Genomic DNA, 26,971 nt, shown 5'->3' with positions numbered 1-26,971 from the left:
TTGATTGGAGGGACATGTCATGAAAATTGCGAAGGTGATCAACAATAATGTGATCAGCGTGGTCAATGAACAGGGGAAAGAATTGGTCGTCATGGGCAGGGGGCTCGCGTTTCAGAAAAAGTCCGGCGATGATGTCGATGAAGCCCGCATTGAGAAAGTGTTCACGCTCGATAACAAGGATGTATCAGAAAAGTTCAAAACCCTTTTGTATGATATACCGATCGAGTGTATGGAAGTATCCGAAGAGATTATCAGCTACGCAAAATTACAGCTCGGCAAAAAGCTCAACGACAGCATCTATGTGTCGCTGACCGACCATATTAACTTTGCCATCCAGCGCAACCAGAAAGGGCTTGATATCAAAAACGCCTTGCTGTGGGAAACAAAACGGCTGTACAAAGACGAATTTGCGATCGGCAAAGAAGCGTTGGTTATGGTAAAAAACAAGACAGGTGTGTCTCTGCCAGAGGATGAAGCAGGCTTTATTGCTCTGCATATTGTAAATGCCGAGCTGAATGAAGAGATGCCCAATATTATCAACATTACAAAAGTCATGCAAGAGATTTTGAGTATTGTAAAATACCATTTTAAGATTGAATTCAACGAAGAATCGCTTCAATATTATCGGTTCGTCACCCACTTAAAATTTTTCGCGCAGCGTCTTTTTAACGGCACTCACATGGAAAGCCAGGACGATTTTTTGCTGGATACAGTGAAAGAAAAGTATCATCGCGCGTATGAATGCACGAAGAAAATCCAAACCTACATTGAGCGGGAGTATAAGCACAAGCTCACAAGTGACGAGCTGCTGTATTTAACCATTCACATAGAAAGGGTAGTTAAACAAGCATAATGAGAGCGCTGACATTTTTATTTTCGTGTGTTCGTTTTTTTCTTACATTTCCATATGATGATGGTAGGATTGTTACTGATAAAGCAGGCAAAACCTAAATTACAATGAGTGCGGATCATCTCTGTCTGTGCTGATGGTAATTTAGGTTTTTATTTTTTTCAGAGGGAAGATGATGATAGTTACAGGATTCAAGTAAGTAAGATTCGGTATTATCATTATTTTGACCGATGTTTCCTTTTAAAAGAATCATGTAAGATCAACATAGAAAACGCTTTCGATGAAAGGGGAATGCCAATATGCCTTATCTGAAACGAGTGTTGTTGCTTCTTGTCACTGGATTGTTTATGAGTTTGTTTGCAGTCACTTCTACTGCCTCGGCTCAAACAGGTGGATCGTTTTTTGACCCTTTTAACGGCTATAACTCCGGTTTTTGGCAAAAAGCAGATGGTTATTCGAATGGAAATATGTTCAACTGCACGTGGCGGGCTAATAACGTATCAATGACGTCATTGGGTGAAATGCGTTTAGCGCTAACAAGCCCATCTTATAACAAGTTTGACTGCGGGGAAAACCGTTCTGTTCAAACATATGGCTATGGACTTTATGAAGTCAGAATGAAACCAGCTAAAAACACAGGGATCGTTTCATCGTTCTTCACTTACACAGGTCCAACAGATGGAACTCCTTGGGATGAGATTGATATCGAATTTTTAGGAAAAGACACAACAAAGGCTCAATTTAACTATTATACAAATGGTGCAGGAAACCATGAGAAGATTGTTGATCTCGGGTTTGATGCAGCCAATGCCTATCATACGTATGCGTTCGATTGGCAGCCAAACTCTATTAAATGGTATGTCGATGGGCAATTAAAACATACTGCAACAAACCAAATTCCGACAACACCTGGAAAGATCATGATGAACTTGTGGAATGGCACGGGTGTCGATGAATGGCTTGGCTCCTACAATGGTGTAAATCCGCTATACGCTCATTATGACTGGGTGCGCTATACAAAAAAATAATGCCAAATGTGAAAGAGCCTGCTGCAATATAGCAGGCTCTTATGATTGTAAGAGGAGTTGTTGGCATGAATCTTCTATTCACTCATAATATCCTATTTGATCTTCTCCCCTCTAAATCACGTACTCACTCAATGCTACGATCAAGCTCATACATTTAGAAAGAAATAATCCCAATCAATAGTGCGGCAATCGTCATCACAATCGTTGTTCCCACGGCCCATTTAATAGTGAATTTTTGATGGCCGCCAAAGCTGACGCCTGCCATTCCTACCAATAGATAGGTGGAAGGCACAAGCGGACTGAGCAGATGCACAGGCTGCCCCAGCAAGGAGGCCCTTCCGATTTCAGCGGCGTCTATTCCGTAAGCGGAAGCGGCTTCGGCGATGATGGGAAGGACACCGAAGTAAAAGGCGTCATTCGACATGAAAAAGGTGAAGGGCATGCTGACGATCGCAGTGATCAACGGCAGGTGCGGGCCCATGGCATCAGGGATGAGTGAAACGAGAGAATGCGCCATGGCATCGACCATTTTTGTGCCGGAGAGAATGCCTGTGAATATGCCCGCAGCAAACACCATTGAGACAACGTTTAACGCATTACCCGCATGCGCCGAGATTCGTTTCTGCTGCTCTTTGACATTTGGATAGTTGACCATCAAGGCGACGGCGAACGCAGTCATAAAAAGAACAGGGAGCGGCAGCAGGCTGGTGATCAGTGCGGCCATCAGAGCGACAGTCAGCAGCAGGTTAAACCATTGAAGAGCGGGACGCTTGAGCGGTGCGGCCTCCGGATCGGAGGACGGTGCGTGATCAATCGAAATGACGCCGAGCCGCTTCCGCTCTTTCTTTCCGAGGATATAAGCAACGGCGATCACCCAGAGAATGCCGGCGATCATAGCGGGAATCAGGGGCGTGAAGACCTCTGACGTGTCCAATTTTAAGGAAGCCAAAACCCTCGCAGTCGGCCCGCCCCACGGGATAATATTCATAACCCCCGAACCGAGCATCGCTATTCCCGCTAACACCAAACGGTTCATGCCGAGCCGTTTGTAAAGAGGCAGCATCGCTGCAATGGTAATCATATAGGTTGTTGTCCCATCTCCGTCCAGCGAAATGGTCATTGTCAGAACCGCTGTGCCTACGGCGATTTTTAACGGATCTCCTTTGACAAACGATAAGATTTTGGCAATGAGAGGATCAAACAGGCCTGAGTCAATCATAATGCCGAAATACAGGATGGCGAATAACAGCATGATACCGGTAGGGGCGAGGTCTGTAACGCCCTGAATCATCATCTCGCCGAGATCTTTGCCAAATCCGCTGATCAGGGCGAACACAATAGGAACGACAATCAAAGCAATAAGAGCGGAAAGCCGGTTAGACATAATAAGGTACATAAAGACAATCATCATCACAAAACCGAGTATGGCAAGCATGATATGACCTCCCCTATTCAACAGCTTTTTTAGTAAGCGCTTCCATCCTTTCTTTCTGTGAAGAAGGCTTATTTCAAATGTGTATGACCGCATATTTATATGTAGACCAAAAATCCTAATGAGCGGATTAGCAGTTTATATGAAGAACGCCACGGGTAAATGTGCTGTAGAATGTTTCGTTTTAAAAAGGGGGAACAGACATGAGTGATGACCAAAACAAACGTGTAAATGAACACTCAAAGGACGAGCAGCTTGAGCAGTACAGGACCGATAACAGCGGGAAGAAAATGACGACAAACCAAGGCTTGCGGGTGTCAGAGGATGAGCATTCGTTAAAAGCCGGGGTTCGCGGCCCGACGCTGATGGAGGATTTTCACTTCCGGGAGAAAATGACGCACTTTGACCATGAGAGGATTCCGGAGCGCGTTGTGCATGCGCGCGGATTTGGCGTGCATGGCTTTTTTCAGGTTTACGAACCAATGACGGAATATACACGGGCCAAATTTCTTCAGGACCCTTCGGTGAAGACACCGGTATTTGTCCGTTTCTCTACGGTTGCGGGTTCTAAAGGCTCCGCAGACACGGTGCGGGATGCCAGAGGCTTTGCGACAAAATTTTATACTGAAGAAGGAAACTATGACCTTGTGGGAAATAACATTCCGGTGTTTTTCATTCAGGACGCAATCAAATTTCCGGATTTGGTTCACGCGTTTAAGCCTGAGCCACACAATGAAATGCCTCAGGCCGCGACTGCCCATGATACGTTTTGGGATTTTGTCGCCAATAACCCTGAGTCTGCCCACATGGTGATGTGGACGATGTCTGACAGAGGCATCCCCCGCAGCTACAGAATGATGGAGGGCTTCGGCGTGCACACGTTCCGTTTTGTCAATGAACAAGGAAAGGCACGTTTCGTGAAATTTCACTGGAAGCCGGTGCTCGGCGTGCATTCTCTCGTATGGGATGAAGCGCAGAAAATTGCAGGGAAAGATCCGGATTTCCATCGCCGTGACCTGTGGGAAACAATTGAAAACGGCGGCAAGGTTGAATACGAGCTCGGCGTGCAGATGATTGATGAGGAAGATGAATTCAAGTTTGATTTTGATATTCTTGATCCGACTAAGCTGTGGCCGGAAGAGCTTGTGCCGGTGAAGATCATTGGGAAAATGACGCTGAACCGCAACCAGGATAATGTGTTTGCGGAAACAGAACAAGTCGCATTCCACCCGGGAAATGTCGTGCCGGGCATCGACTTTACAAATGACCCGCTCCTGCAGGGGCGACTTTTCTCTTATACGGATACACAGCTGATTCGTCTTGGCGGTCCGAACTTCCATGAGCTTCCGATTAACCGGCCGGTATGTCCATTCCATAACAATCAATACGACGGCTATCACCGGATGACGATCAATAAGGGACCTGTCGCTTATCATAAAAACTCTCTGCAAAACAATGATCCGTCGCCAGCGACAGCTGAAGAAGGCGGCTACGTCCACTATCAGGAAAAAGTCGAGGGCAAAAAAATCCGCCAGCGAAGCGACAGCTTTAACGATTATTACTCACAGGCGAAGCTTTTCTGGAACAGCATGTCTCCTGTGGAGAAACAGCATATCATTTCTGCTTTCTGCTTCGAGGTCGGGAAGGTCAAAAGCAAAGACGTACAGCGGCAGGTCGTTGATGTCTTCAGCAATGTCGATGCAGATTTAGCAGAAGAAATCGCCAAAGGAGTAGGCGTGGCGGCGCCCGCGAAGCGTAAAGCATCTAAAGAAATTCTTACTTCGCCTGCGTTAAGCCAAGCCCGTACAGTGAAAACCGCGTCAACAAGAAAAGTCGCTGTACTCGCCGGAAACGGATTTCATGAAAAAGAGCTGCAAACAGTGCTGGACGCCTTAAAGCAAGAAGGAATCACAGTGGATATCATCAGTCAAAATCTGGGGTATATGACAAGCGGCAGCGGACAGCAGCTTGAGGCCAGCGGCACGTTCCTGACGGTTGATTCTGTTCTGTATGATGCCGTCTATGCTGCAGGAGGGCCGGAGTTAAAAGACAACAAACAAGCGATGGCGTTTATCAGAGAAGCTTACAATCACTACAAGGCGATCGGTGCGGCAAATGAAGGAATTGACCTTCTTCAATCCTCTGTCGGGACAACAGAGGGACCAGGCATCGTAACGGCTGAAGAAGAATCTGACTACACCGCTTTCAGCAAGGCATTTATCGATGCGATTGCTGCTCATCGCCATTGGGATAGACGAATTTGACCTGCTCCTGTATCTTTAAGGAAGATACTTTTCATAAGGAGCATGGCAAATGAACGAAAAACAGCTCGCTGAAGCTTACGAACGCGATGAAAATATGATGATTTTGGTGTTTGCCCAATGGTGTGTAAACCATGATCTTGATCCGATGGAGCTGTACGCCAAAGCGTATCCGCAGCAAAAGCTGAATGAAAGCTTGAAAAAAACCATGGACGATCTGGTCGTGCCAAAACACGAAGCAGAGCACATTCCGGACCAGACTGTCATTGCGGTATTAGAGATATTCGGAAATACAGATTTGGCACAAGCCGTTCATGAAGCGATTTCTGGGCGCAAACAGTAAAAAAAGAGACATCCTGTGTCTCTTTTTTTATTGGGAAAATCATGCTGTTAGACCTAGAAACTTCTTTCGATTTAATCAGTCTATAAAAGTGTGTATTGCTTAAATAAGGGAATGATAAACAACGACATCAAAGGAGGAGATTGTATGAAATGGAATAAAATGCTGAAAGCCGCGGGGATTGCAGTCTTGCTTTTTTCCGTATTTGCATATGCGGCCCCATCTTTAAACGCAGTTCAAACGAAAACACCGACTGTCAGCACCCATACGTACAAAAAAATCAAGGAATTAAAGTATCCACAAGTGCATCTCATCGGGAATGCCGCTTTTGAAAAGAAAATCAATCAAGAGCTGAAAGCCTACATTGAACAATCGTATCAAGAATATCTGAAAAACAAAAAAGCAGGCGAACAGCAGGGCTTTAAAACGGAATATCAAACATCCTTTAGCGTCAAATACAATGCGGCAGGCAAGCTCAGCATTCAAACACTCAATTATATCTATTCAGGCGGCGCCCACGGTTTAACGTCTGTCCAGTCCTTCAACTATGACTTGAAAGCACAAAAGCGGGTAACGCTGGATCAGATTCTGAACACCAAAACAAAAGTCAGCAAAACGAGAGATTACCTATATAGCTATATCAAAAAACACGATGAGCTGTTTTTCCCTGATGTTAAGAAAGAGGATATAACGCTAAACAAAGACACAATGTTTTACTTTACGGCAAACGGGATCGCCATCGTCTTCGGCCAGTATGACTTGGGGCCTTATGCAGCGGGAATCCGGGATGTGCAGGTGCCAGCCTCTATTTATCAATAATGAAAAGAGCCATATCCGAAAAGGGATATGGCTCAATGTTTCTACCACACAAACAGGCCGACAATCGCAGCACTTAATAAAGATACCGCAATTCCGCTGACGAGCAGTTTCCACACGTTTCTCCCGATGACCGTTGACTTTTCTCCGTCAAGGATCGAATTGTACGTGCCGTAAATCATGCCGACCGTACTGAAGTTTGCAAAGGACGTCAGGAATGTCGTCGCCACCGCAACGGTGTGAGGCGGAAGGGATTTGAGATTGTTTTTCAAGTCAAGCATCGCAACAAACTCGTTCGTTGCTAATTTCATGCCCATCAGTTGAGCAACATACATCGCATCGTGCACTGGCAGTCCAAGCAGGAATGCGAACGGACTGAACAGATAAGCAAAAATCGTCTGGATGGTCAGGCCGTGTACGAAAACGCCAAGAATGCCATTAACTGCTGACGTTAATGCGACATATCCGATCACCATTGCCAAAATAACGATAACCATGTTCATGCCGACAAGCATACTGTTAGAAATCGTAGAGAAAAAGTCTTTCTTCTCTTCTTTAGGCGGTGTATAGATGATATCTTCATCCTCCGGCACGTGAACAGGATTCAGCAGGTTTGCGATAATCAGCGCGTTTAAGCAGTTCAAAGGAATGGCTGTAAACACGTATGTCGCGGGCACCATTGACAGATAAGATCCGATAATGGAGCCGCTGATGCTGCTCATGCTCATTAAGCCGAATGTGAGCAGGCGGTTGTTGCTTAAAACCGTTAGCTGCTGGCGGATAACCGCAAGTGCTTCGGTATTTCCCAGGAACATCATTTGGATAGAGAAAAAGCTTTCTAATTTCGGCAAGCGGGAAGCCTTTGAAATCACCCATCCGATTTTATCAATCAGCCAAGGCAAAATGCCGAAATACGTTAAAATATCAAAGAATGTGACGATAAAGATAATTGGAAGAAGCGCACTAAAGAAAAAGTCTACTGTTTCATTCGCCATCACTGACGGAAAGGCAAACGCGATACCGTCACTGGCGCAAGCAATCAGCCAAGTGAAGAAATCACCGATTTTACCGATGGCCCAGCTTCCGACTTTTGTTCCCAGCATAAACCAAGTAATCAGCAATTCCAGAACAATTAACGTCATGATCGGGCGCCACTTGATTTTCTTTTTCTGCGGAGAACATAGGAATACAACTGCCATAATCACAATGAGACCGACAAGGTTTAGTAAAAAGTACATGATAGCAACTCCTATGAGGGTTATTATGGAAACAAAAAAAGCTCTTATCCTTCACAAATTCTGGAAGTGCAGAAAGTGTGAAAAATAAGAGCAAACAGAAAAGAACTTGTCCTTTTCAACTCGTTCAAATTTATTCAAACTTTCTTGTAGTCTAGTTTTTTACGGTTACTAGGTAGAAACAATCAGACCATATTACTGATCATATACAAGAATGTCTTTTTCTAAGATGATAGCAGTATTTTATCCTTTCACTTTTTGAAAATCAACCTTTTTAACTATTTTCACAATAATAAAATTTATATTCTGAAATGAGAAAATAAAGGAAAAACATGCTGGATTGCTATGCTGATATGATGTTGGCGGGATACCAGCATGTCAGTACTGATTTTTCTTCACTATGAGGTTCCAGCTCCTGGATATTTGTTGTATGATGGAAACGGGGAAACCCATACAGCAGAAAGGGAGTTTTTTTCATGATTATCCAATTCATTCGTTATAGATAATGACAGGTGTAGACAAACTGCCAGACCTGGCCAATTTTTGAGATAGGCCTAGGTTTATTTGTCTATGCCTTTTTCATTTATCTAAAAATGAATGAATGGGGTGTTTTTTATCATGAAGCGAACAGTTGATTTCAGCATGTTTCGATGCCCGCTCTGCGATTCTTCTATGGATGCGGCATCAGGGAAAAGCTTGATTTGTACAAAACGAGGACATACATTTGATCTATCTCGGCATGGCTACGTGAACTTTCTGACGAAGCCGGTCAAAACCAGTTACGGTGCCGAGCTTTTTGAAGCGAGGAGCAGGCTGATTGGAGAATGTGGTTTTTTTGACCCGCTCCATGATGCGATTGCAGAACTCATCAGCCATCTCAAATCTGGTCATGAGGCATTCACCATCCTGGACAGCGGTTGCGGTGAGGGTTCTCATTTGAATGCGCTTTGCGGGTTTGATTATGCAGGGAAAGCAGCGATAGGAACAGGCATCGATCTTTCGAAGGATGGGATCTTAAAAGCTTCTAAGGCATTCAAAGATCAGATGTGGGCGGTTGCCGATGTGGCGCGTGTTCCTTTTCATGATCGCCAATTTGATGTTGTGCTGTCTATTTTTTCGCCGTCCAATTATGCAGAGTTTCATAGACTGCTGAAGAATGATGGCATGCTCGTAAAAGTAGTGCCGCGAAGCGACTATTTAATAGAATTAAGGCAATTTTTATATGCTGATTCACCAAGGCGCACGTATTCCAATGCGGCAGCTGTTGAGCGTTTTACAGCAAATGCAGCACACAGCCGTCCTGTCAGGCTGCGCTATGTTAAAACGCTTGACCAGCAGGCGATCCACTGGCTTCTCAAGATGACGCCGCTTGCCTGGTCGGCGCCGAAAGATCGAGTCAGCCTCCTGAAAGAGATGAAATCAGCCGATATTACGGTTGATGTTGATATCCTAATAGGAATGAAATGAATGGCAGAGGAAAGCTCCGAAAAAAGGAGCTTTCCTTTTTTAATCGGAATAGTTGGCCCACGCTTCTCGTACATATATGGAAAGGGGACGGAAACAGCCGATGCGGACAGGTTTATGTAAACGCTTTCTAGTTCGCGGAAACGGGGGATGTATGTGTGGAACTGATCATCATTCTATTGGCGTTAGGTTTGCTGATGTTTACGGCGTATCGGGGATTTTCTGTCATATTGTTTGCGCCGATTTGCGCGTTATTCGCGGTGCTGCTGACAGATCCAAGCCATGTGCTTCCTTTTTTTTCATCAATTTTTATGGAGAAGATGGCGGGTTTTATTAAGCTGTATTTCCCAGTGTTTTTGCTCGGTGCCATTTTTGGAAAGGTCGTTGAAATGGCCGGGCTTGCGGCATCAATCGCGAAAACAATTGTCCGGCTTGTCGGGGCAAAAAGAGCGATACTTGCCATTGTGCTGATGGGTGCTGTCTTGACGTACAGCGGTGTCAGCCTGTTTGTTGTCGTATTTGCCGTATATCCTTTTGCGAAAAACATGTTCCAAGAAGCAAACATACCAAAACGCCTCATCCCGGGAACGATTGCTTTAGGGGCTTTTACGTTTACGATGGACGCACTTCCGGGAACGCCGCAAATCCAAAATGTCATCCCGACGTCATTTTTCAAAACAGACATTTATGCCGCCCCTTGGCTGGGCTTGATGGGCGCAGTGATTGTGCTGGCAGCTGGGATGCTCTATTTGGAATCAAGGCGGAAGAAAGCGCAGGCATCTGGCGAAGGCTATGGCGGTTTTGATTCGCAGAATGCTGCTGCTCCTGAATCGATTGAGTCCGCGGCTGAACCGGACAAAAGCCCGATTCGGCACGCGCTTGCCTTTGTCCCGCTTATTCTCGTCGGTGCAGTGAATAAATATTTTACCATTTACCTGCCAAAGTGGTATCCGAATGGATTTGATTTTTCTTCCATAGGATTAAAGGAGTTCGGCAGGCTTGATATTTCTTCAGCGGCTGCTATTTGGTCGGTGGAGATTGCTTTAGTGATTGGCATCATCACAACGATTTTATTTGATTGGAGAAGTGTGTTTGCCCAATTGAAGGAAGGGCTGAATGAAGGGATTGGCGGCGCCTTGCTGGCATCTATGAATACGGGTGCCGAGTACGGGTTCGGCGGCATTATCGCCGGGCTGCCGGGGTTTCATAAGCTGAGCAGCGGAATTTCACATACTTTTACCGATCCGCTTGTAAATGGCGCCGTTACGACAACTGCGCTGGCAGGAATCACCGGCTCGGCTTCAGGAGGAATGGGCATTGCGTTAAGCGCGATGTCAGAACAATACTTACAGGCGATTCAGGCTTACAATATTCCGCCAGAGGTGATGCATCGGGTCATTTCAATGGCATCAGGCGGGATGGATACACTGCCGCATAATGGCGCCGTTATCACGCTTCTGGCCGTGACGGGTTTGACCCACCGGCAATCCTATCGCGATATTTTTGCGATCACGCTCATTAAAACGGCTGCCGTATTTGCTGTGATCGCGATTTACAGCCTGACTGGTCTAGTGTAGAAGAAAACGAAAGGGGCATCAATATGGGAAAAGTGCTGTCATCAAGCAAGGAAGCTGCGAAATTGATTCATGATGGGGATACGCTGATCGCGGGAGGATTTGGGCTGTGCGGCATCCCTGAACAGCTCATTTTGTCTATAAGAGATCAGGGAGTAAAGGATTTAACTGTTGTCAGCAATAACTGCGGAGTCGATGACTGGGGGCTGGGTTTGCTTCTGGCTAACAAGCAAATCAAGAAAATGATTGCTTCCTATGTCGGTGAAAATAAAATTTTTGAGCGGCAGTTTTTAAGCGGAGAGCTTGAGGTCGAGCTTGTTCCCCAAGGAACGCTCGCTGAGAGAATTCGTGCAGGCGGTGCAGGCATACCGGGATTTTATACGGCGACAGGCGTCGGCACCTCCATAGCCGAGGGAAAAGAACATAAAACATTCGGCGGCCGGACTTATGTGCTGGAGCGTGGTATTACCGGCGATGTGGCGATCGTCAAAGCGTGGAAAGCGGACACCATGGGCAATTTGGTTTTTAGGAAAACGGCGAGAAATTTTAATCCCATTGCCGCCATGGCAGGCAAGATCACGATTGCCGAGGCGGAAGAAATCGTGGAAGCAGGAGAGCTCGATCCAGATCACATCCATACGCCGGGAATTTACGTACAGCATGTCGTGCTTGGCGCGAGCCAAGAAAAACGGATTGAAAAACGAACAGTTCAGCAAGCATCGGGAAAGGGTGAGGCCAAGTGAAGGAAGCGAGAAAACGAATGGTTAAACGGGCTGTACAAGAAATCAAGGACGGCATGAATGTGAATCTCGGGATTGGAATGCCGACGCTTGTCGCAAATGAGATACCCGATGGCGTTCACGTCATGCTTCAGTCGGAAAATGGCTTGCTCGGAATTGGCCCCTATCCTCTGGAAGGAACGGAAGACGCGGATTTGATCAATGCGGGAAAGGAAACGATCACTGAAGTGACGGGCGCCTCTTATTTTGACAGCGCTGAGTCATTCGCGATGATAAGAGGCGGGCATATCGATTTGGCTATTCTTGGTGGAATGGAGGTTTCGGAGCAGGGTGATTTGGCCAATTGGATGATCCCGGGCAAAATGGTAAAAGGGATGGGCGGCGCTATGGATCTCGTCAACGGGGCGAAACGGATCGTTGTCATCATGGAGCACGTCAATAAGCATGGTGAATCAAAGGTGAAAAAAACATGCTCCCTTCCGCTGACAGGCCAGAAAGTCGTACACAGGCTGATTACGGATTTGGCTGTATTTGATTTTGTGAACGGCCGCATGACACTGACGGAGCTTCAGGATGGTGTCACAATTGAAGAGGTTTATGAAAAAACAGAAGCTGATTTCGCTGTAAGCCAGTCTGTACTCAATTCTTAATGGGAAGGTGTTTGACATGAGAAAACAAGTCGCCTTGGTGACAGGGGCTGCCGGCGGAATTGGATTCGAAATGGCAAGAGAATTCGCCCGGGAAGGTGCCAGCGTCATCGTTTCAGACCTCCGTCCGGAAGCATGTGAAAAAGCAGCCTCCAAACTTGCAGAAGAAGGCTTTGACGCGGCGGCCATTCCGTATGATGTGACAAAGGAAGCGCAAGTTGCTGATACGGTGAACGTCATCCAAAAACAATACGGCCGCTTGGATATTCTGGTGAACAATGCCGGTATTCAGCACGTCGCTCCGATTGAAGAGTTTCCGACAGACACCTTTGAACAGCTGATCAAGGTCATGCTGACGGCACCCTTTATTGCAATGAAGCATGTTTTTCCGATCATGAAAAAACAGCAGTTTGGCAGAATCATTAATATCGCGTCTGTTAATGGATTAGTCGGCTTTGCAGGGAAATCCGCTTATAATAGCGCCAAGCACGGCGTCATTGGACTCACAAAAGTAGGGGCGCTGGAAGGCGCGCCCCACGGCATTACAGTCAATGCGCTCTGCCCGGGTTATGTCGATACCCAGCTTGTACGCAATCAGCTTAGCGATCTATCGAAAACTAGAAATGTCCCTTACGACTCTGTACTTGAACAAGTCATTTTTCCGCTTGTGCCGCAAAAGCGACTGCTTTCCGTCAAGGAAATTGCGGATTATGCCGTGTTTTTGGCAAGCGAGAAGGCGAAGGGTGTCACTGGGCAGGCTGTCGTCCTTGATGGGGGCTACACCGCACAGTGACATAAAAAAACACACTTGCTCCGCTAGGGAATCAAGTGTGTTTTTTCTTTGCTTATTTCCAAACATCATTAGCGATCTCAACCACATGGCGGAGCTTCGCCCATTGCTGTTCTTCAGTCAGCTTGTTGCCTTCCTCAGTTGAAGCAAATCCGCATTGAGGGCTGAGGCAAAGCTGGTCTAAGCTTACATAACGGGACGCTTCTTCGATACGGCGTTTCACGTCATCCGGATTTTCAAGCTCACCGAATTTAGATGTCACTAAGCCAAGAACAAGTTGAAGATCAGACCGTTTTACGTAACGGAGCGGCTCAAATCCGCCTGAGCGTGAATCATCATACTCTAAGAAAAGTCCGTCAAGATTCAAGCCGTCAAAAATGGTTTCGGCTGCTGCGTCATAGCCGCCTTCCGCTGTCCAAGTGGACTGGAAGTTGCCGCGGCAAATATGCATGGTTACCGTTAAGTCATCCGGGCGGTCTGCAATCGCGTCGTTAATCGATTTCGCAAACAGCTGGCGAAGCTCATCAGGCGTTGTTCCGAACGCTTCGATTTGTTTTAAGCCTTTTTCTGATAAGAAAACGGCCCACGCTGTATCATCAAGCTGGAGGTAGCGGCAGCCTCTGTCATAAAACGCTTGAATCGCTTTTTTATATGCTTTGGATACATCATGCTGGAAAAGGTGATAGTCGTTTTTGTATGCACCTTTTTCCAATTTCCCGCGGAAAAACAGCATATTCGGGCTTGGAATGGTCATCTTTGGCGTCGCGTCACCGGCAATGCTATGGAGAAATGAGTAATCTTCAAGCATTGGGTGAGTTGAAAAGTCGATATCGCCTGTGACTTTAATGCCGCGTGCTTTTGTCTGTACGTTATGGAATTGAATGCCTTGCTCAGGAGTAAACGGCTCAACGCCATCTAAGTTTTCCAGGAAATCAAAGTGCCACCATGCTCTGCGGAATTCACCGTCTGTCACGACGTTCAGGCCGGTTTCCTTCTGTTTTTCCACAATGCGGATGATTTCATCATTTTCAATTTGGCGAAGCTGCTCAGCGGTCATTTCGCCGGCCGCTTTTTGCAGCCGCGCTTTTTTGACGGGCTCAGATCTTAGCAGGCTTCCGACTTGATCCGCGCGAAACGGCGGTTTTTTTCTTTGAAGTGATTTTTGTTCTGCGGGTGTTGTTTGTTGTGACATGTTGTCCATTCCTTCTTTCCATTCAAATATAAAAAAGCTCTTCCTTTGGATAAGGAAGAGCTTGCGTGACAATCTCAACCTTATCTTCAAGAGCAATCATTGCTCTAAAGGATTTAGCACCATTCTGTTAAACAGCGGTTGCCGGGTATCGCAGGGCCAGTCCCTCCACCTCTCTTGATAAGGAAAACCTTTTTATGAAATTTTCTGATAGTATCTATTATTCACACATTTTCTATTTCTGTCAATGATAGATTATCTCCACACATCGTTGGCAATGTCGATGACATGGCGAAGCTTTGCCCATTGCTGCTCCTCTGTCAGAAGGTTGCCTTCTTCTGTAGAGGCGAAACCGCACTGCGGGCTCAGGCATAGCTGGTCCAAGCTGACAAAACGCGCAGCTTCATTGATACGGCGTTTCACATCCTCAGGATTTTCAAGCTCGCCGTATTTCGATGTGATCAAGCCGAGCACAATTTGCAGATCCTTGCGCTTCACAAAACGGAGCGGATCAAAATTTCCTGAGCGGTCATCATCGTATTCCAAAAACAGGCCGTCCAGGTTTAAGCCGTCCAAAATCGTTTCCGCTACAGCGTCGTAGCCTCCTGATGCCGCCCAAGTTGAACGGAAGTTGCCGCGGCAAATGTGCATTGTGATCGTTAAATCGTCAGGCCGGTCTGCGACGGCATCGTTAATTGTTTTGGCAAATATGGCTGGCAATGTTTCTGGATCACCGCCGAGCGCCCGGACAACCTCTCTGCCTTTTTCCTCAAAGAAGAGAGACCATGACGTATCATCAAGCTGGAGATAACGGCAGCCAGCATCATAGAAGGCTTTGATTGCTTTTTTGTACGCTTGGGCCAGATCATGAAAGTATTCCTCTTGATCGTCATAAATTCCTTTATCTGCCTTTTCGCCAAAAAACAGCATATTTGGGCTGGGAATGGTCAATTTTGGCGTCGGGTTACCGGCAATCTCATGTAAAAATTGATAATCAGCAAGCGCTGGGTGGCTCGTAAAATCGAGTTTTCCCGTCACTTTGATGCTGCGCGCTTTCGTTTTTGTGTTATGGAACTGAATCCCCTCAGCCGGGATGAACGGTTCCACACCGTCAAGCCCTTCCAGGAAGTCATAATGCCACCAGGAACGCCGGAATTCCCCGTCTGTTACCACATCGAGACCGATTTCTTTTTGTTTTTCCACGATGCGGGTGATCTCTTGATTTTCGATATCACGAAGCTGTTCCGCTGTGATCTCGCCGGCCGCTTTTTTCTGCCGGGCTTCCTTCACCGGAGCGGAGCGAAGCAAACTGCCGACGTGATCGGCGCGGAAAGGTGCTTTGCGTTGTTTTTCTGTTTTTGTCCTGCAACATTCGTTTGTTGAGCCATGTTATTCGCCTCTTTTCTGAAATATTGAGCATGTAAAAAAGCTCTTCCTTTGTGTAAGGAAGAGCTTGAACGATCAAATCTCCGCCTCATCTGCAAGAACACAATGTTCTTAAGGATTTAGCACCATTCTGTTTGAAACAGCGGTTGCCGGGTATCATAGGGCCAGTCCCTCCACCTCTCTTGATAAGGTACAACTTCATATTCAGATTTCAATTATCTTAATATTATTACTTTTGGATCAATTGTCAATGCTTTTTAGAAAATACTTTCATCTTCATCGTTATATAAAACCATATCAAGCACGATAGCGATGGCAGTGCAAATCAGAACATCTTCCTCGTTTGCAATCTGCAAATGATAGGAATCACCCCAGCTGAGCCACTTTTTGCTCACTGACATCCGGACATTTTCCCCATCCGTTAGTTGGAATTCATCCCTCCATAAATCACCATCGATTTCCCAGTTAAGCCCGGAAATCACAAATTTCGGTTTGAAAAACGTAACTTTCTTCGTTACCTCACAAACTGTTTTCCCGCCAATTGAAATCTCATAGCACGGCAATAAAGACATTAGTTTTTGTTCTATGGAAACGAGCGTTTTCCCAGATGAGTCTGTCATTTGTAATGAGTCTCCTAACGAGAAAAAACGCCCCTCCACCTTGAATGTTTCTTGTTCGTCCCGGTCATAAATGTGAAATGCATCTTTAAATGAGAACATTTTTTGTTTCATAAATAACTCGATCATTGCTGAAGTCTCCTTTGGGTTTGCCTTGTATGAAATTACGGATAGGTGGCGAAAAGGTTTCAGGCTCTAAATCAAAACAATTTTAAAAGGCTGCGTGATTCAGCAGCCTTTTCATTTGAAATATAGAATTAGGAAAGATGCATCCGGCGTTTTTGGCGGATGGCGTCAAGGTCGATTAGGTTGTTGTGATGAGGTGCGGCTGCTGGCAGAGGGCTTGTCTTTTGCGGTTTGCGGCGATTGTCCTTGCTGAAAGAAAAAAGAAGATAGCCGCATAATGCGATGATAATAAATAGGATCATATTACATACCTCCCAAAAAAAGTTTTGGTACTCTCTATTGTACGGATAAAAAGTCAAAAAGTATTCAAAAAATTCTAAATCAATAAATAATGAGAAACTGTCCCTCTAAAACAGTATAACCTGATGACCTGAAAATAGTCTTGAATTACGCTGTTTGCTCTTGTTGATGATTGGTTCTATAGTTACTATCGACGATAAAATAAATTCCTTTATATAACTTTTAACCTAAGTTCACGTAATTCAAATTGTCTGTTTTTAGGTGCTGTTTTCTTGCTTGTTTGGTTTATACCCTATTTTGCGGAATTGAACACAAAAAACCCAAATTACGGAGCATTTGGGCGGTACGGGTGAATACGGATTGTATTTAGGGGATTTGAATGTTTTATTTGAAGAAGCGTTTGAACATTTTTCTGATTTTTTGAAATGGGCTGGATTTCTTTTGCATGTTAAGCGGCCTGGAAATGATCCATTTTTTCAAGAGACTCTTTGCAGCGATTGCATGTTTTGTCATTGTTTTTCCTCCTCATTTGTTGATACTTGTTTTACGGAGGACGCGTTTAAAATGTTTCATTTTCACACAAAAAAACCAGTCCTTTTTTGGACTGGCTTTTGGCATTAGGCTTGCGCTTCAAACTGCTTTGCAATCTCAACGATGACATTTACGGCTTTGACCATGTTATCAACTGAGATGTATTCAAATTTGCCGTGGAAGTTTTCCCCGCCTGTAAAGATGTTTGGCGTCGGAAGCCCCATGTAGGACAGCTGTGATCCGTCGGTGCCGCCGCGGATGGGCGAAATCTTCGGTTCGATGCCGAGGTTTTCCATCGCTTGCTTGGCAATGTTGACGATTTCGATGACAGGTTCAATTTTCTCTCTCATGTTGTAGTATTGGTCATTCATATCCAGCAGAATCCGGTCTTGCCCGTATTCGTTTTGAAGTTCTTTAACGGCACGCTTCATTGTTTCTTTTCTGTTTTGGAAATTCTCTTTGTCAAAGTCTCTAATAATGTAGTGGAGCTTTGTTTCCTCTACGTCTCCTTGAATCGACAGCAGGTGGTAGAAGCCTTCATAACCTTCCGTATATTCAGGCGCTTCGTCTGCCGGCAGCAGGCTGTTCAGCTTCATCGCGATTTTCGCAGAGTTGATCATTTTCCCTTTAGCTGTTCCGGGATGTACGTTGTTGCCTTTAATCGTAATTTTTGCAAAAGCGGCATTGAAGCTTTCATATTCAAGCTCGCCGAGCGGGCCGCCGTCAACCGTGTAGGCAAAGGATGCATTGAACCGTTTCACATCAAATTTGTGCGGCCCTCTTCCGATTTCTTCATCAGGCGTAAAGGCGACTCTGATTGTGCCGTGCTTGATTTCAGGGTGTTTGATAAGGTAATCCATGGCTGTCATGATTTCAGCGATACCGGCCTTATTGTCTGCGCCAAGAAGGGTGGTGCCGTCTGTGGTGATGAGTGTATGGCCCTTATAGCCAGACAGCTCAGGGAATTGATCAGGTGACAGGGTGACCTGCAGCTGTTCGTTAAGAACGATGTCTTTTCCATCATAGCTTTCGATGATTTGCGGATTCACGTTTTTGCCGGTAAAGTCTGTAGCGGTGTCGACGTGAGCGAGAAAGCCGATTGTCGGCACGTCTTTTTCAGTATTGGAGGGAAGAGTTGCCATGACATAGCCGTTTTCATCAATGGCTGCATCCTGCATGCCGATGGACTTCAATTCATCAACGAGCATGTTTCCTAATGTCAATTGGCCGGGTGTGGAAGGACAAGTGTCAACGGATTCATCGGACTGTGTGTCAACTTTTACATATGTAGTAAACCGTTCAATGATTTCTTCTTTCATTTCCAATCATCTCCTTTGTCTTATTTTAGCATGGCGGGATGAGAGATTTCTATTGCACAATACCGTTTCGAATGGCAAAAACGACTGCCTGTGTCCGGTCTTGGGCATTGCATTTTTGCAGGATGCGGTGCACGTGGGTTTTCACAGTGCTTTCACTGACGAAAAGCTTTTCAGCAATATCCTCATTTCTCAGTCCGTAGGCCATTTGCTGAAGAACCTCAAGCTCTCTTTTGGTGAACGGCTCTGCCAGTTCTTCTGGATGGGGCTGTTGCTTCGCCCGAAATGTCTCACTGATAATTTTAGCAGCTGTGACTGTACGGAAAATCGCCTCGCCTCTCGCCGCAGCGCGAATCGCATCTATCAACTCTTCAGGAAGTGTATCCTTCAGCAGATAGCCTACTGCTCCCGCACGGATGCCTTCAAATACGTATTCTTCCGTGTCAAAGGTGGTTAAAATGACTATCTTTGTATCTGGAAGTGCGGACATAATGTCTTTCGCTGCTTCGATGCCTGAGCAATGCGGCATCTGGACATCCATGAGGATGACATCGGGTTTTGTTTGTTTTGCGAGTGCTATAATATCGTGACCGTCGCCGGCCTCGCCAGAAACCGTCATATCCGTCTGTGCGTTGATGACGTAGCGGAAGCCTTCACGCACAAGCGGCTGATCATCGGCAAGCGCGACGCGTATGTTATCTTTGTTCATCTTTTTGCTCCTTATTCGTTGTCATGAACGGCAATGACAGCTCAATTTTCAGGCCGCTCGGCTGTAAGGCACTGAAAGTAAGGGAACCGCCTGCTTTTTCTGCGCGCTCTTTCATTCCTGTCAGGCCAAATCCATAAGTAAGGATGCCGGTGAATTGTCCGTCGTCGGTGATTGTGACATAGAGATGGGACTTGTCGTTAGAAATGACGGCCGCCGCATGAGAAGCGTCAGCGTGACGAATGATATTGGTCAGCGCTTCCTGCAAGATGCGGTAGATCGTTTCGCTCACGTTTGGAGGCCAAGACTCTTCTGACAGTCCGGCAGTATCTAAAGAAACGTGCAAGCCGCTCCGTTCCTCCACTTGATGAATGAGCCCCCGCAAAGCGGTAAGCCCCACCATCGATTCACTACGGCCCATTTGGTGAACGACAGACCGTACTTCTTGAAGACATTCCCTGGCGACACTCAGTACATTTTGAATGACTTTTTCTGAATCCTCCTTGCTGCTTTTGAGGATATAGGGAAGAGATTGAAGCTGAACAATCACAGAAGTCAGCTCGTGACCGATGCTGTCATGAATGTCGCGGGCGATTCTTGTACGTTCCTCAAGGACCGCGTACCTTAATGAAAGAACAGAAGCCTCCTGCAGCTCTGCATGCGCTTTCTGGAGTTCTTTATGAGCATGCTCCAGCTGCACATGCATTTTTGCCAATTCAGCATGATTCCGTTCAGCCTCCTTTCTCGCTTCTCGTCTGAAACGCATGGAGGAGAAGAAGACGTAGAGTCCGATCATGATCGAGATGTTGCTGATGATATCGTCCAAGCTGCTGTCAAAAACAGAATACAAAAAGAAAACATTGCCCCCAATTAGGCACACTGTAAGGATCAAAGACAGCCGTGCAGGAAGCTTTATGGCCGCATAAACCATTAAAAATACGAGTAAAAAAAAGGCGGCTCCCTGCTCTTGGCCGGAAACAGCCCAAAAGAAATCGGTCAGGAGCCAGAGTCCGATGAATATGCTCAAACTAACAGCAGTGGATGCCACATAGGGAATGATCCAAATGAATGCTAAGTATACCGCAAATACAAATGCTAACAAAATGGGATCAGCCTTAGTTGGATGAGATAAAAATTGTATGCAATTCAAAATGAGAATAAGGCTCGGCACAAGCTTCTTGTAGTGCCGAGCCGGAGTTTGTCCGTTCATGCTGATCCTTCTTTCGGTTATTGAATGGATACTTTGCCGGCGGTCAGCCGTCTGTATGCTTTGTAAAGCATGATGTTGCGGGCTGTGATGGTGCCGAGGGGAACGAAGAACATAGAATGAATAATGGCAATAAACATCTCGTTGCTCTCAGGCAGCCATGTTCTCGCGGCCATGCGCAAAGAAAGTATCACTAGAATGAGAATAACACTTCCAAGGGAGCCGCGTGAAGTGACCTTTCCGGTTTCCGGGTGAATCCGCACGTTTACCATCTTCCCAATGCCAAACCCGCAGGCCAGCCCGATCAATAATAAAATGCCGCTGATCGCCACATGTAATACGGAATGAAAATACGCCGGCTGAAACGATGCTGATACGCCCCATAAGAGCAGCAGCGGAATGATCAGCAACTTCCCGGGTCTGACGGCTCTCTCTCGGTACATCGATAAAATAATAAGAATCAATACAATAAAAATATATGGGCTCATCGCCATGTCATCAAATCCTTTCTGCATTAAGCATAGCGAAAAAGGGAAAGGAAAACGTCAACCGGCAGATTGATTTTTCAGCAGCTATACTTGTTCGCGCTGCATAAAGGTATGAAAATGCTGATAATATATGAAAAAACTATTAATAAACGATTAAACTTCTTAAAAATGGATGTGGACCGGTTTTAAACACTATATAATGAAAACAGGTCATTTTTTAGGAGGGTTACATCATGGCAATACTTGTTACTGGCGGTGCCGGGTACATTGGCAGCCACACATGTGTTGAATTATTGAACAGCGGCTACGAGATTGTTGTTCTTGATAATCTGTCCAACAGTTCGGCTGAGGCGCTGAACCGTGTCAAGGAGATTACGGGAAAAGATTTAACGTTCTACGAAGCGGACTTATTGGATCGGGAAGCGGTAGATGCGGTTTTTGCTGAAAATGAAATCGAAGCTGTGATTCATTTTGCAGGGTTAAAAGCAGTCGGTGAATCTGTTGCGATTCCCCTCAAATATTATCATAACAATCTGACAGGAACGTTTATTTTATGCGAGGCCATGGAGAAATTCGGCGTCAAGAAAATCGTATTCAGTTCATCTGCGACAGTGTACGGCGTTCCGGAAACATCGCCGATTACGGAAGACTTTCCATTAGGTGCGACAAACCCTTATGGACAGACGAAGCTCATGCTTGAACAAATATTGCGTGATTTGCATACAGCCGACAATGAGTGGAGCGTTGCGCTGCTTCGTTACTTTAACCCGTTCGGCGCGCATCCAAGCGGACGGATCGGTGAAGACCCGAACGGAATCCCAAATAACCTTATGCCGTATGTGGCACAGGTAGCAGTCGGGAAGCTCGAGCAATTAAGCGTATTCGGAAATGACTATCCGACAAAAGACGGGACAGGCGTACGCGATTATATTCACGTCGTTGATCTCGCAGAAGGCCACGTCAAGGCGCTGGAAAAAGTATTGAACTCTACAGGAGCCGATGCATACAACCTTGGAACAGGCACAGGCTACAGCGTGCTTGAAATGGTCAAAGCCTTTGAAAAAGTGTCAGGGAAAGAGGTTCCGTACCGTTTTGCGGACCGCCGTCCGGGAGACATCGCCACATGCTTTGCAGATCCTGCGAAAGCCAAGCGGGAACTGGGCTGGGAAGCGAAACGCGGCCTTGAGGAAATGTGTGCTGATTCCTGGAGATGGCAGTCTTCAAATGTGAATGGGTATAAGAGTGCGGAATAAGAATGGAGGCCTTCTAATAGAGAAGGCCTTTTTTAAAGAACAAGGGTGCCTGAACAGGCACCCTTGTTAGCTGTTATTTGATTTTCACAATAACATCATTACTGAATTTTAGTTTCCAAGTGCCTTTTGCATAAGCTTCCTTGTCTACCTCAAATGCTTTCACATCTGTTACTTTAATATTAGGATTTAGATCACTTAATATTTTAGAGTTGTCAACTTTTGTCTCAGTTGCATAGGTTGAAGAAGCATCGATATCTGCATCATAAGAAGTGCCATCAGCATCAACTAATTTAACAGTTGGAATTGAAAAAGAGCTAATCGGCTTTTTAGATACGTTTTTAATTGTATATTGAACTGCTACAATTGTACCACCATCAGATGCTTTCTTTTCAACATATTGAGTACCGACAGTATCTCTGTCCTCTACCTTCGTAACTGTCACTTCAGTTTTTTCAGTTTTTACGGTATCACCGATATTGTATGTTTTTTCAGTTTCTGCTTTGCTGCTGCTTGATGTTTTGGAAGTGGCTTCTGAGCCGCCTCCGCCGCCAATCATATTACCGATAATAATGATGACAACAACTGCGAGAATAAACGTAATGATTTTATGTCGCATAAAAAAGTTACGTTGATCCTTACCGCAGTTAGGACATTTTTTTACACCCTTTGCAATTTCTTGACCGCAAGCTTTACAGGGTACTAGTTTTCCTGCCATTATATTTCCTCCTATGTAATAAAATGTACGAAACATATGTACTATAATGCCTATATTATTTCGCTTAGTCAATATAAAATTATGAATTTCTTATAATTATTATCATTTATAGTTACATTCACTTGTAAAATATATGCTTTTTTTCTTATCGGTTATATCTGTTCTTTTTTTAATAGATAAATCGTATTTTCTTCCAGCTTATCTGATGAAAACTCCGCAAATACCCCTTGAACCAATTCGAACCGTCCCTTATAATGCTAATATTGGAAAGTGAAAAGGATATGATAAAAACAGTGGTTTTCTAGGGTTCCGCAATGCAAATTGGACTGTGACCGAGAGAAAACACATAGCAGCTTGGCTGTTATGACACGGTGGGATAAAAGCCCAGGAGTTTCTGCTCTTTTTCGAGAGCGTTCTCCTGGGTTTTTTTATTTGCTAGAACAGAACAATGAGAAGGAGTGTTTTCGTGATGAAAAAGAGAATGCTGGATGTACTTATGCTTGTGATTGGCGCTTTTTTCTTCGCGCTTGCGGTTAATTTATTTGCGATTCCCAATGATCTTGGGGAAGGCGGAGTCACTGGGATTACGCTGATTTTGTATTATCTGTTTCAATGGTCTCCTGGTGTCACGAACTTTATCTTAAATGCGTTTTTGCTTTTAATCGGCTACAAGTTTCTGGATGGAAAAACAACGGTTTATACGATCATTGCGGTTGCGGCAAATTCGCTTTTTCTTCATCTGACACATGGGTGGAGCATTCCGTCTGATGAATTGATCATTAATACGATTTTCGCAGGTGTATTTGCGGGAGTCGGGATCGGCATGATTATCCGGGTCGGCGGGACGACAGCCGGTTCCGCGATTTTGGCCAGAATTGCTAATAAATATTTAGATTGGAATATCAGCTATGCACTCTTGTTTTTTGATTTAATCGTAGTATTTAGCTCTTATTTTATTATTGGTGCAGAAAAAATGATGTTTACGATCGTGATGCTGTATATCGGTACCAAAGTGATGGACTTCATTATTGAAGGTTTGAATACGAAAAAAGCCATTACGGTCATTTCAGAAAATAAGAGTGAGATTGCAGAGCAGGTAAATACCTTGATGGATCGGGGCGTGACGATTTTATCAGGGAAGGGAAATTATACGGGCCAATCAAAAGAGATTTTGTATATCGTCATTAACAAACAGGAGCTGTCTATGCTGAAAAAAATCATTAGAAGCTGCGACAAAAAAGCGTTTGTGATCGTTCATGATGTACGCGATGTGTTTGGAGAAGGGTTTGTGGATATATCTAAATAAAGAAAAATCCCTCTGTACTTGAAGCAGAGGGATTTTTTCATTTAGAACGGATATTTGCGGTATTGCTTCTGTATCGAAATCCATTTCGTCACGGTAAATTCCTCGACGACCCACGGATTGCCGAAGCGGCCGACACCGCTTGCTTTGTTTCCGCCAAAGGCAATATTCGGCGAATCATTGACGGACTGGTCGTTGACATGGGTCATGCCGCTGTCAATTTGCAGGGCGAACTTTTCGCCTTTTTCTACATCAGAAGTGAAAACCGCAGAGCTGAGGCCGTATTCAGTATCATTTGCCATGTCAATCGCTTCCTGATCGCTGCCAGCTTTAATAATGGTTGCGATTGGGGCAAACAGCTCCGTTTGTGCAATTTTGCTGTTGTTGTCCACACCGACAAAGACGTACGGCGTCAGCACGTTTCCGACGCGTTTTCCTTCAACCGCAAGCTCAATGCCTTCTGCCTTTGCCTGCTCAATGATCTCCAGCGCTTTCTCGATTTGGCGCTCGTTGATCAGCGGGCCGACAACAGTTTTCGGATCGGTTTGATCGCCGTACGGAAGCTGTTTGACACGGGCGGTGAACTTTTCTACAAACTCATCGTACACATCTTGATGAACGATGATCCTGTTGATAATCATACAGATTTGTCCCTGGTGAATAAATTTTCCGAAAATCGCGGCATCCACAGCACGATCGACATCCGCATCTGAAAGAACGGCAAATGGATTGTTGCCGCCGAGCTCAAGTGCCATTCGTTTGAAGGCACGCCCGGCGATTTCACCGATGTGGCGCCCGACTGCTGTTGATCCTGTAAAGCTGATTAATCTCGGGATTGGATTGGTGAGCATGCCGTCCCCGATTTCCTTTACATCCGTCAGCATGACGTTAAGGACACCGGCAGGAAGACCGGCGTGTTCGAACGCTTTCGCAATGATGGTTCCGCCGGAAAGAGCGGTTTGGATATCAGGCTTGTGAACAACGCTGTTTCCCAGCGCAATCGCGGGCGCAATGGATCTCATGGATAGATTCATTGGAAAATTAAATGGGGAAATCGATGAAATGACACCTAGCGGAAGGCGGTAAATCTTATTGGTTTTCCCTTCAATGTCGGATGGCACCTCTTTGACGCCGCCTAATTCACCAGTATACGTCATAGCTTCATCTAAAATCGCAATCGTTTGTTCCAGCTCGATTGTTGATTTAATGATCGTTCCGCCAGTTTCGCGGGCGATCATCATAATGATGTCATCACGGTTTTCCTGTAAATAGCCGCGCGCTTTTTGCAGGACGGCTTTTCGGTCTTCCGTCGTGCTCTTGGCCCACTCTTTTTGGGCTTTCTGTGCAATGTCAAACGCATCCTCCAGCTGTTTGCCCGTTGCCAAAGATGCTGTTGTGATCACAGACTGGTCATACGGATTCAAAATGTCCTCCGTACGTCCGCTTTCTCCCTCAGTCCATTTTCCGTTATAAAACTTTTGTTTAACGTTTCGAAACTCATAAGATGGCCCTCCTTTGGTCCTGCATATCCTTTTCTATTTCCGCTGAAGCCAATATGTAAACGAATGAGGTTTCCCTTTCAGTTTCTCGTCTATCTATACCGGATATACTCTTTTTTAGTGGAGAACATGTGTGTTTCGCCTTATACTGAATATACAGATCCTTACATAAGAGAGGAGACTCTATGAAATCGCTGCTGGCTATTTATCCCGGTTCGATTGTGTCTGAGGAGCTTTGCATAAGGGAAGGCTGTCTATGTTTTTTTGATGAGAGCAATCAGAGATATATCTCCATTCCGAAAACAGAGATCAGTGAAAAAGAAGTATTGGTGCTGCAGTCATTTTTGACGCCTGCGGATGAGGGCAATCAAATGTCTATGAAATCACCTGAGGAAAACAAGTGGTTTTCGTTCCTTTTTTCCAGAGGGGAATTGCCGGCGTACATAAAGAAACGGACGAGATTTGTTCACTTTCATTTATTCGGCAAAATAGAAAGGACGTCCTTTACGGAAGCGGTTCGCCATTTTTGGCCGGTGTCTTTTGTGATTGTGTGGATCCATGAGGACAGAGGCGTGATTGTCGAGCAGGAAAGTGAAGCGGCGGCGGAGAAGGACGAACTGGAATCACTTGCAAAGGTTCTTGAAAGTGATTTCTACTTCAGTGTCCGTTTTTACGCCGGAAGATTTTACGAGCCGGATGAGTGTCTGCGAAAGCATTACGCCCGTGAACAGGCGTATTTCCTGTTTGCTGAAAAACGGCTGCCTCAGGTACAGAGTGTGACCTTTGAGATGATCTTTCCTTTTCTATTATTAGAGACAGAAAAAGAAAAATTGGAAACGCTGCTCTCTGAAGAAGCTGAGCTTTTATTTGGAAGTGAATCTGAGCTAAGGAAGACCATTAAGCTGTTTATTGAAAACAATTCAAACGTCACATTAACAGCGAAAAAGCTGCATCTGCATCGCAACAGCCTGCAATATCGGATTGATAAATTTATTGAGCGGTCAGGGATAGATATCAAATCGTACAAAGGCGCACTTCTTGCCTATTTTATCTGCCTGCAAAATGAAAGTTCAGAATAAATTGGAAATATGCACGAAAAATGGCTGGGTGATTTTATGAACGCTGCCCATTTTAGCGAGAGGGAATTGCTGTTACACT

General features: G+C 45.3%; 24 protein-coding genes, 2 pseudogenes and 4 riboswitches. Of the genes and pseudogenes, 13 read left to right on the top strand and 13 right to left on the bottom strand.

Features of this window, described 5'->3' with window-relative positions; translation table 11 throughout:
• Nucleotides 1-19: 19 nt before the first annotated feature.
• On the top strand, nt 20-853 hold the full coding sequence (gene licT, locus NYE56_RS19840; protein WP_341284299.1) for a transcriptional antiterminator LicT: 834 nt from the start codon (nt 20-22) through the stop codon (nt 851-853).
• A gap of 296 nt (nt 854-1,149) precedes the next feature.
• On the top strand, nt 1,150-1,878 hold the full coding sequence (bglS, locus tag NYE56_RS19835) for a beta-glucanase (protein WP_341284298.1): 729 nt from the start codon (nt 1,150-1,152) through the stop codon (nt 1,876-1,878).
• Nucleotides 1,879-2,032: 154 nt separating this feature from the next.
• Here the strand turns inward: bglS and citH are convergent, their stop codons facing one another.
• Entirely contained in the window at nt 2,033-3,313 is a 1,281-nt protein-coding gene (gene citH / locus NYE56_RS19830; RefSeq protein WP_341284297.1) for a citrate transporter CitH, read from the bottom strand.
• A 200-nt stretch (nt 3,314-3,513) separates the two neighbouring features.
• On the opposite strand from citH, the gene NYE56_RS19825 reads away from it, so the two are divergent.
• The 3 genes from NYE56_RS19825 to NYE56_RS19815 all read left to right on the top strand — a co-directional run bounded on the left by NYE56_RS19825 (nt 3,514) and on the right by NYE56_RS19815 (nt 6,730).
• Nucleotides 3,514-5,574, top strand: a complete 2,061-nt coding sequence (locus NYE56_RS19825) for a catalase (RefSeq protein WP_341284296.1) — start codon at nt 3,514-3,516, stop codon at nt 5,572-5,574.
• Between the two features lie 49 nt (nt 5,575-5,623).
• Complete coding sequence (locus tag NYE56_RS19820) at nt 5,624-5,914, top strand: hypothetical protein (protein WP_003227209.1); 291 nt, start codon at nt 5,624-5,626, stop codon at nt 5,912-5,914.
• A 144-nt stretch (nt 5,915-6,058) separates the two neighbouring features.
• Nucleotides 6,059-6,730 (top strand): DUF3298 and DUF4163 domain-containing protein, encoded by a 672-nt coding sequence (locus tag NYE56_RS19815; RefSeq protein ID WP_341284295.1) that lies wholly within the window; start codon nt 6,059-6,061, stop codon nt 6,728-6,730.
• Between the two features lie 41 nt (nt 6,731-6,771).
• On the opposite strand, the gene NYE56_RS19810 is transcribed toward NYE56_RS19815, so the two are convergent.
• Nucleotides 6,772-7,965: a NupC/NupG family nucleoside CNT transporter gene (locus NYE56_RS19810; RefSeq protein ID WP_014478419.1), complete on the bottom strand. Its 1,194-nt coding sequence runs from the start codon at nt 7,963-7,965 to the stop codon at nt 6,772-6,774.
• Nucleotides 7,966-8,092: 127 nt separating this feature from the next.
• Nucleotides 8,093-8,194: riboswitch (purine riboswitch) on the bottom strand.
• Between the two features lie 386 nt (nt 8,195-8,580).
• Here NYE56_RS19810 and NYE56_RS19805 point away from each other — a divergent pair.
• The 5 genes from NYE56_RS19805 (at nt 8,581) to NYE56_RS19785 (ending at nt 13,180) form a co-directional block, all read left to right on the top strand.
• Nucleotides 8,581-9,429, top strand: coding sequence for a methyltransferase domain-containing protein (locus NYE56_RS19805; protein ID WP_341284294.1), 849 nt, complete (start codon nt 8,581-8,583; stop codon nt 9,427-9,429).
• Nucleotides 9,430-9,584: 155 nt separating this feature from the next.
• Nucleotides 9,585-11,003 (top strand): GntP family permease, encoded by a 1,419-nt coding sequence (locus NYE56_RS19800; RefSeq protein WP_341284293.1) that lies wholly within the window; start codon nt 9,585-9,587, stop codon nt 11,001-11,003.
• 23 nt (nt 11,004-11,026) lie between these two features.
• On the top strand, nt 11,027-11,743 hold the full coding sequence (locus NYE56_RS19795; protein WP_014481335.1) for a succinyl-CoA--3-ketoacid CoA transferase subunit A: 717 nt from the start codon (nt 11,027-11,029) through the stop codon (nt 11,741-11,743).
• The gene (locus tag NYE56_RS19790) at nt 11,740-12,390 is read left to right on the top strand and encodes a succinyl-CoA--3-ketoacid CoA transferase subunit B (RefSeq protein ID WP_003243049.1); all 651 of its coding nucleotides are present in this window, start codon (nt 11,740-11,742) and stop codon (nt 12,388-12,390) included. The genes NYE56_RS19795 and NYE56_RS19790 overlap by 4 nt, the downstream gene beginning before the upstream one ends.
• Nucleotides 12,391-12,406: 16 nt before the next feature.
• Nucleotides 12,407-13,180 carry a 3-hydroxybutyrate dehydrogenase gene (locus NYE56_RS19785; RefSeq protein WP_014481333.1) on the top strand — a complete coding sequence of 258 codons (774 nt, stop codon included), beginning with the start codon at nt 12,407-12,409 and terminating at the stop codon, nt 13,178-13,180.
• 52 nt (nt 13,181-13,232) lie between these two features.
• Here the strand turns inward: NYE56_RS19785 and NYE56_RS19780 are convergent, their stop codons facing one another.
• From NYE56_RS19780 to NYE56_RS19740, 9 genes and pseudogenes are all read right to left on the bottom strand, one after another.
• Nucleotides 13,233-14,369 (bottom strand): 5-methyltetrahydropteroyltriglutamate--homocysteine S-methyltransferase, encoded by a 1,137-nt coding sequence (locus tag NYE56_RS19780; protein ID WP_038828905.1) that lies wholly within the window; start codon nt 14,367-14,369, stop codon nt 13,233-13,235.
• A 77-nt stretch (nt 14,370-14,446) separates the two neighbouring features.
• A riboswitch (SAM riboswitch) is annotated at nt 14,447-14,553 on the bottom strand.
• Nucleotides 14,554-14,621: 68 nt separating this feature from the next.
• Nucleotides 14,622-15,754 (bottom strand): annotated as a pseudogene (locus tag NYE56_RS19775) (5-methyltetrahydropteroyltriglutamate--homocysteine S-methyltransferase).
• Between the two features lie 83 nt (nt 15,755-15,837).
• Nucleotides 15,838-15,944, bottom strand: a riboswitch (SAM riboswitch).
• Between the two features lie 65 nt (nt 15,945-16,009).
• A complete protein-coding gene (locus tag NYE56_RS19770) occupies nt 16,010-16,498 on the bottom strand; it encodes an LURP-one-related/scramblase family protein (protein ID WP_341284292.1) in 489 nt (162 codons plus the stop codon).
• 128 nt (nt 16,499-16,626) lie between these two features.
• Entirely contained in the window at nt 16,627-16,881 is a 255-nt protein-coding gene (locus NYE56_RS19765; protein ID WP_080344241.1) for a hypothetical protein, read from the bottom strand.
• 298 nt (nt 16,882-17,179) lie between these two features.
• Entirely contained in the window at nt 17,180-17,308 is a 129-nt protein-coding gene (locus NYE56_RS19760; RefSeq protein WP_003227241.1) for a hypothetical protein, read from the bottom strand.
• A 104-nt stretch (nt 17,309-17,412) separates the two neighbouring features.
• On the bottom strand, nt 17,413-18,645 hold the full coding sequence (gene pepT, locus NYE56_RS19755) for a peptidase T (RefSeq protein ID WP_341284291.1): 1,233 nt from the start codon (nt 18,643-18,645) through the stop codon (nt 17,413-17,415).
• 49 nt (nt 18,646-18,694) lie between these two features.
• Nucleotides 18,695-19,351 (bottom strand): two-component system response regulator YxJL, encoded by a 657-nt coding sequence (gene yxjL, locus NYE56_RS19750; RefSeq protein WP_041850347.1) that lies wholly within the window; start codon nt 19,349-19,351, stop codon nt 18,695-18,697.
• Entirely contained in the window at nt 19,338-20,558 is a 1,221-nt protein-coding gene (locus tag NYE56_RS19745) for a sensor histidine kinase (RefSeq protein ID WP_341284290.1), read from the bottom strand. The genes yxjL and NYE56_RS19745 overlap by 14 nt, the downstream gene beginning before the upstream one ends.
• 17 nt (nt 20,559-20,575) lie before the next feature.
• Nucleotides 20,576-21,049 (bottom strand): DUF1453 family protein, encoded by a 474-nt coding sequence (locus tag NYE56_RS19740; protein ID WP_017697230.1) that lies wholly within the window; start codon nt 21,047-21,049, stop codon nt 20,576-20,578.
• Nucleotides 21,050-21,276: 227 nt separating this feature from the next.
• Here NYE56_RS19740 and galE point away from each other — a divergent pair, with 227 nt between their 5' ends.
• A complete protein-coding gene (gene galE, locus NYE56_RS19735; protein WP_069322994.1) occupies nt 21,277-22,296 on the top strand; it encodes a UDP-glucose 4-epimerase GalE in 1,020 nt (339 codons plus the stop codon).
• Between the two features lie 73 nt (nt 22,297-22,369).
• Here galE and NYE56_RS19730 read toward each other — a convergent pair whose 3' ends face one another.
• Nucleotides 22,370-22,912, bottom strand: a complete 543-nt coding sequence (locus NYE56_RS19730) for a DUF4352 domain-containing protein (protein ID WP_120028571.1) — start codon at nt 22,910-22,912, stop codon at nt 22,370-22,372.
• A 389-nt stretch (nt 22,913-23,301) separates the two neighbouring features.
• Nucleotides 23,302-23,404, top strand: a riboswitch (guanidine-I (ykkC/yxkD leader).
• 76 nt (nt 23,405-23,480) lie between these two features.
• On the opposite strand from NYE56_RS19730, the gene NYE56_RS19725 reads away from it, so the two are divergent.
• The gene (locus NYE56_RS19725) at nt 23,481-24,317 is read left to right on the top strand and encodes a YitT family protein (protein ID WP_003242615.1); all 837 of its coding nucleotides are present in this window, start codon (nt 23,481-23,483) and stop codon (nt 24,315-24,317) included.
• A gap of 41 nt (nt 24,318-24,358) precedes the next feature.
• Here the strand turns inward: NYE56_RS19725 and NYE56_RS19720 are convergent.
• Nucleotides 24,359-25,815: pseudogene (locus tag NYE56_RS19720) on the bottom strand (aldehyde dehydrogenase family protein).
• A 183-nt stretch (nt 25,816-25,998) separates the two neighbouring features.
• On the opposite strand from NYE56_RS19720, the gene NYE56_RS19715 reads away from it, so the two are divergent.
• Nucleotides 25,999-26,892 (top strand): PucR family transcriptional regulator, encoded by an 894-nt coding sequence (locus tag NYE56_RS19715; protein ID WP_160244466.1) that lies wholly within the window; start codon nt 25,999-26,001, stop codon nt 26,890-26,892.
• Nucleotides 26,893-26,971 lie beyond the last annotated feature (79 nt).

Origin of the sequence: Bacillus sp. FSL R5-0603 (assembly GCF_038050295.1) — a bacterium.
Taxonomy (GTDB): domain Bacteria; phylum Bacillota; class Bacilli; order Bacillales; family Bacillaceae; genus Bacillus; species Bacillus subtilis.
Note: the sequence above shows the minus strand (reverse complement) of the source record. Positions and strands in the feature narration are given on the sequence as shown.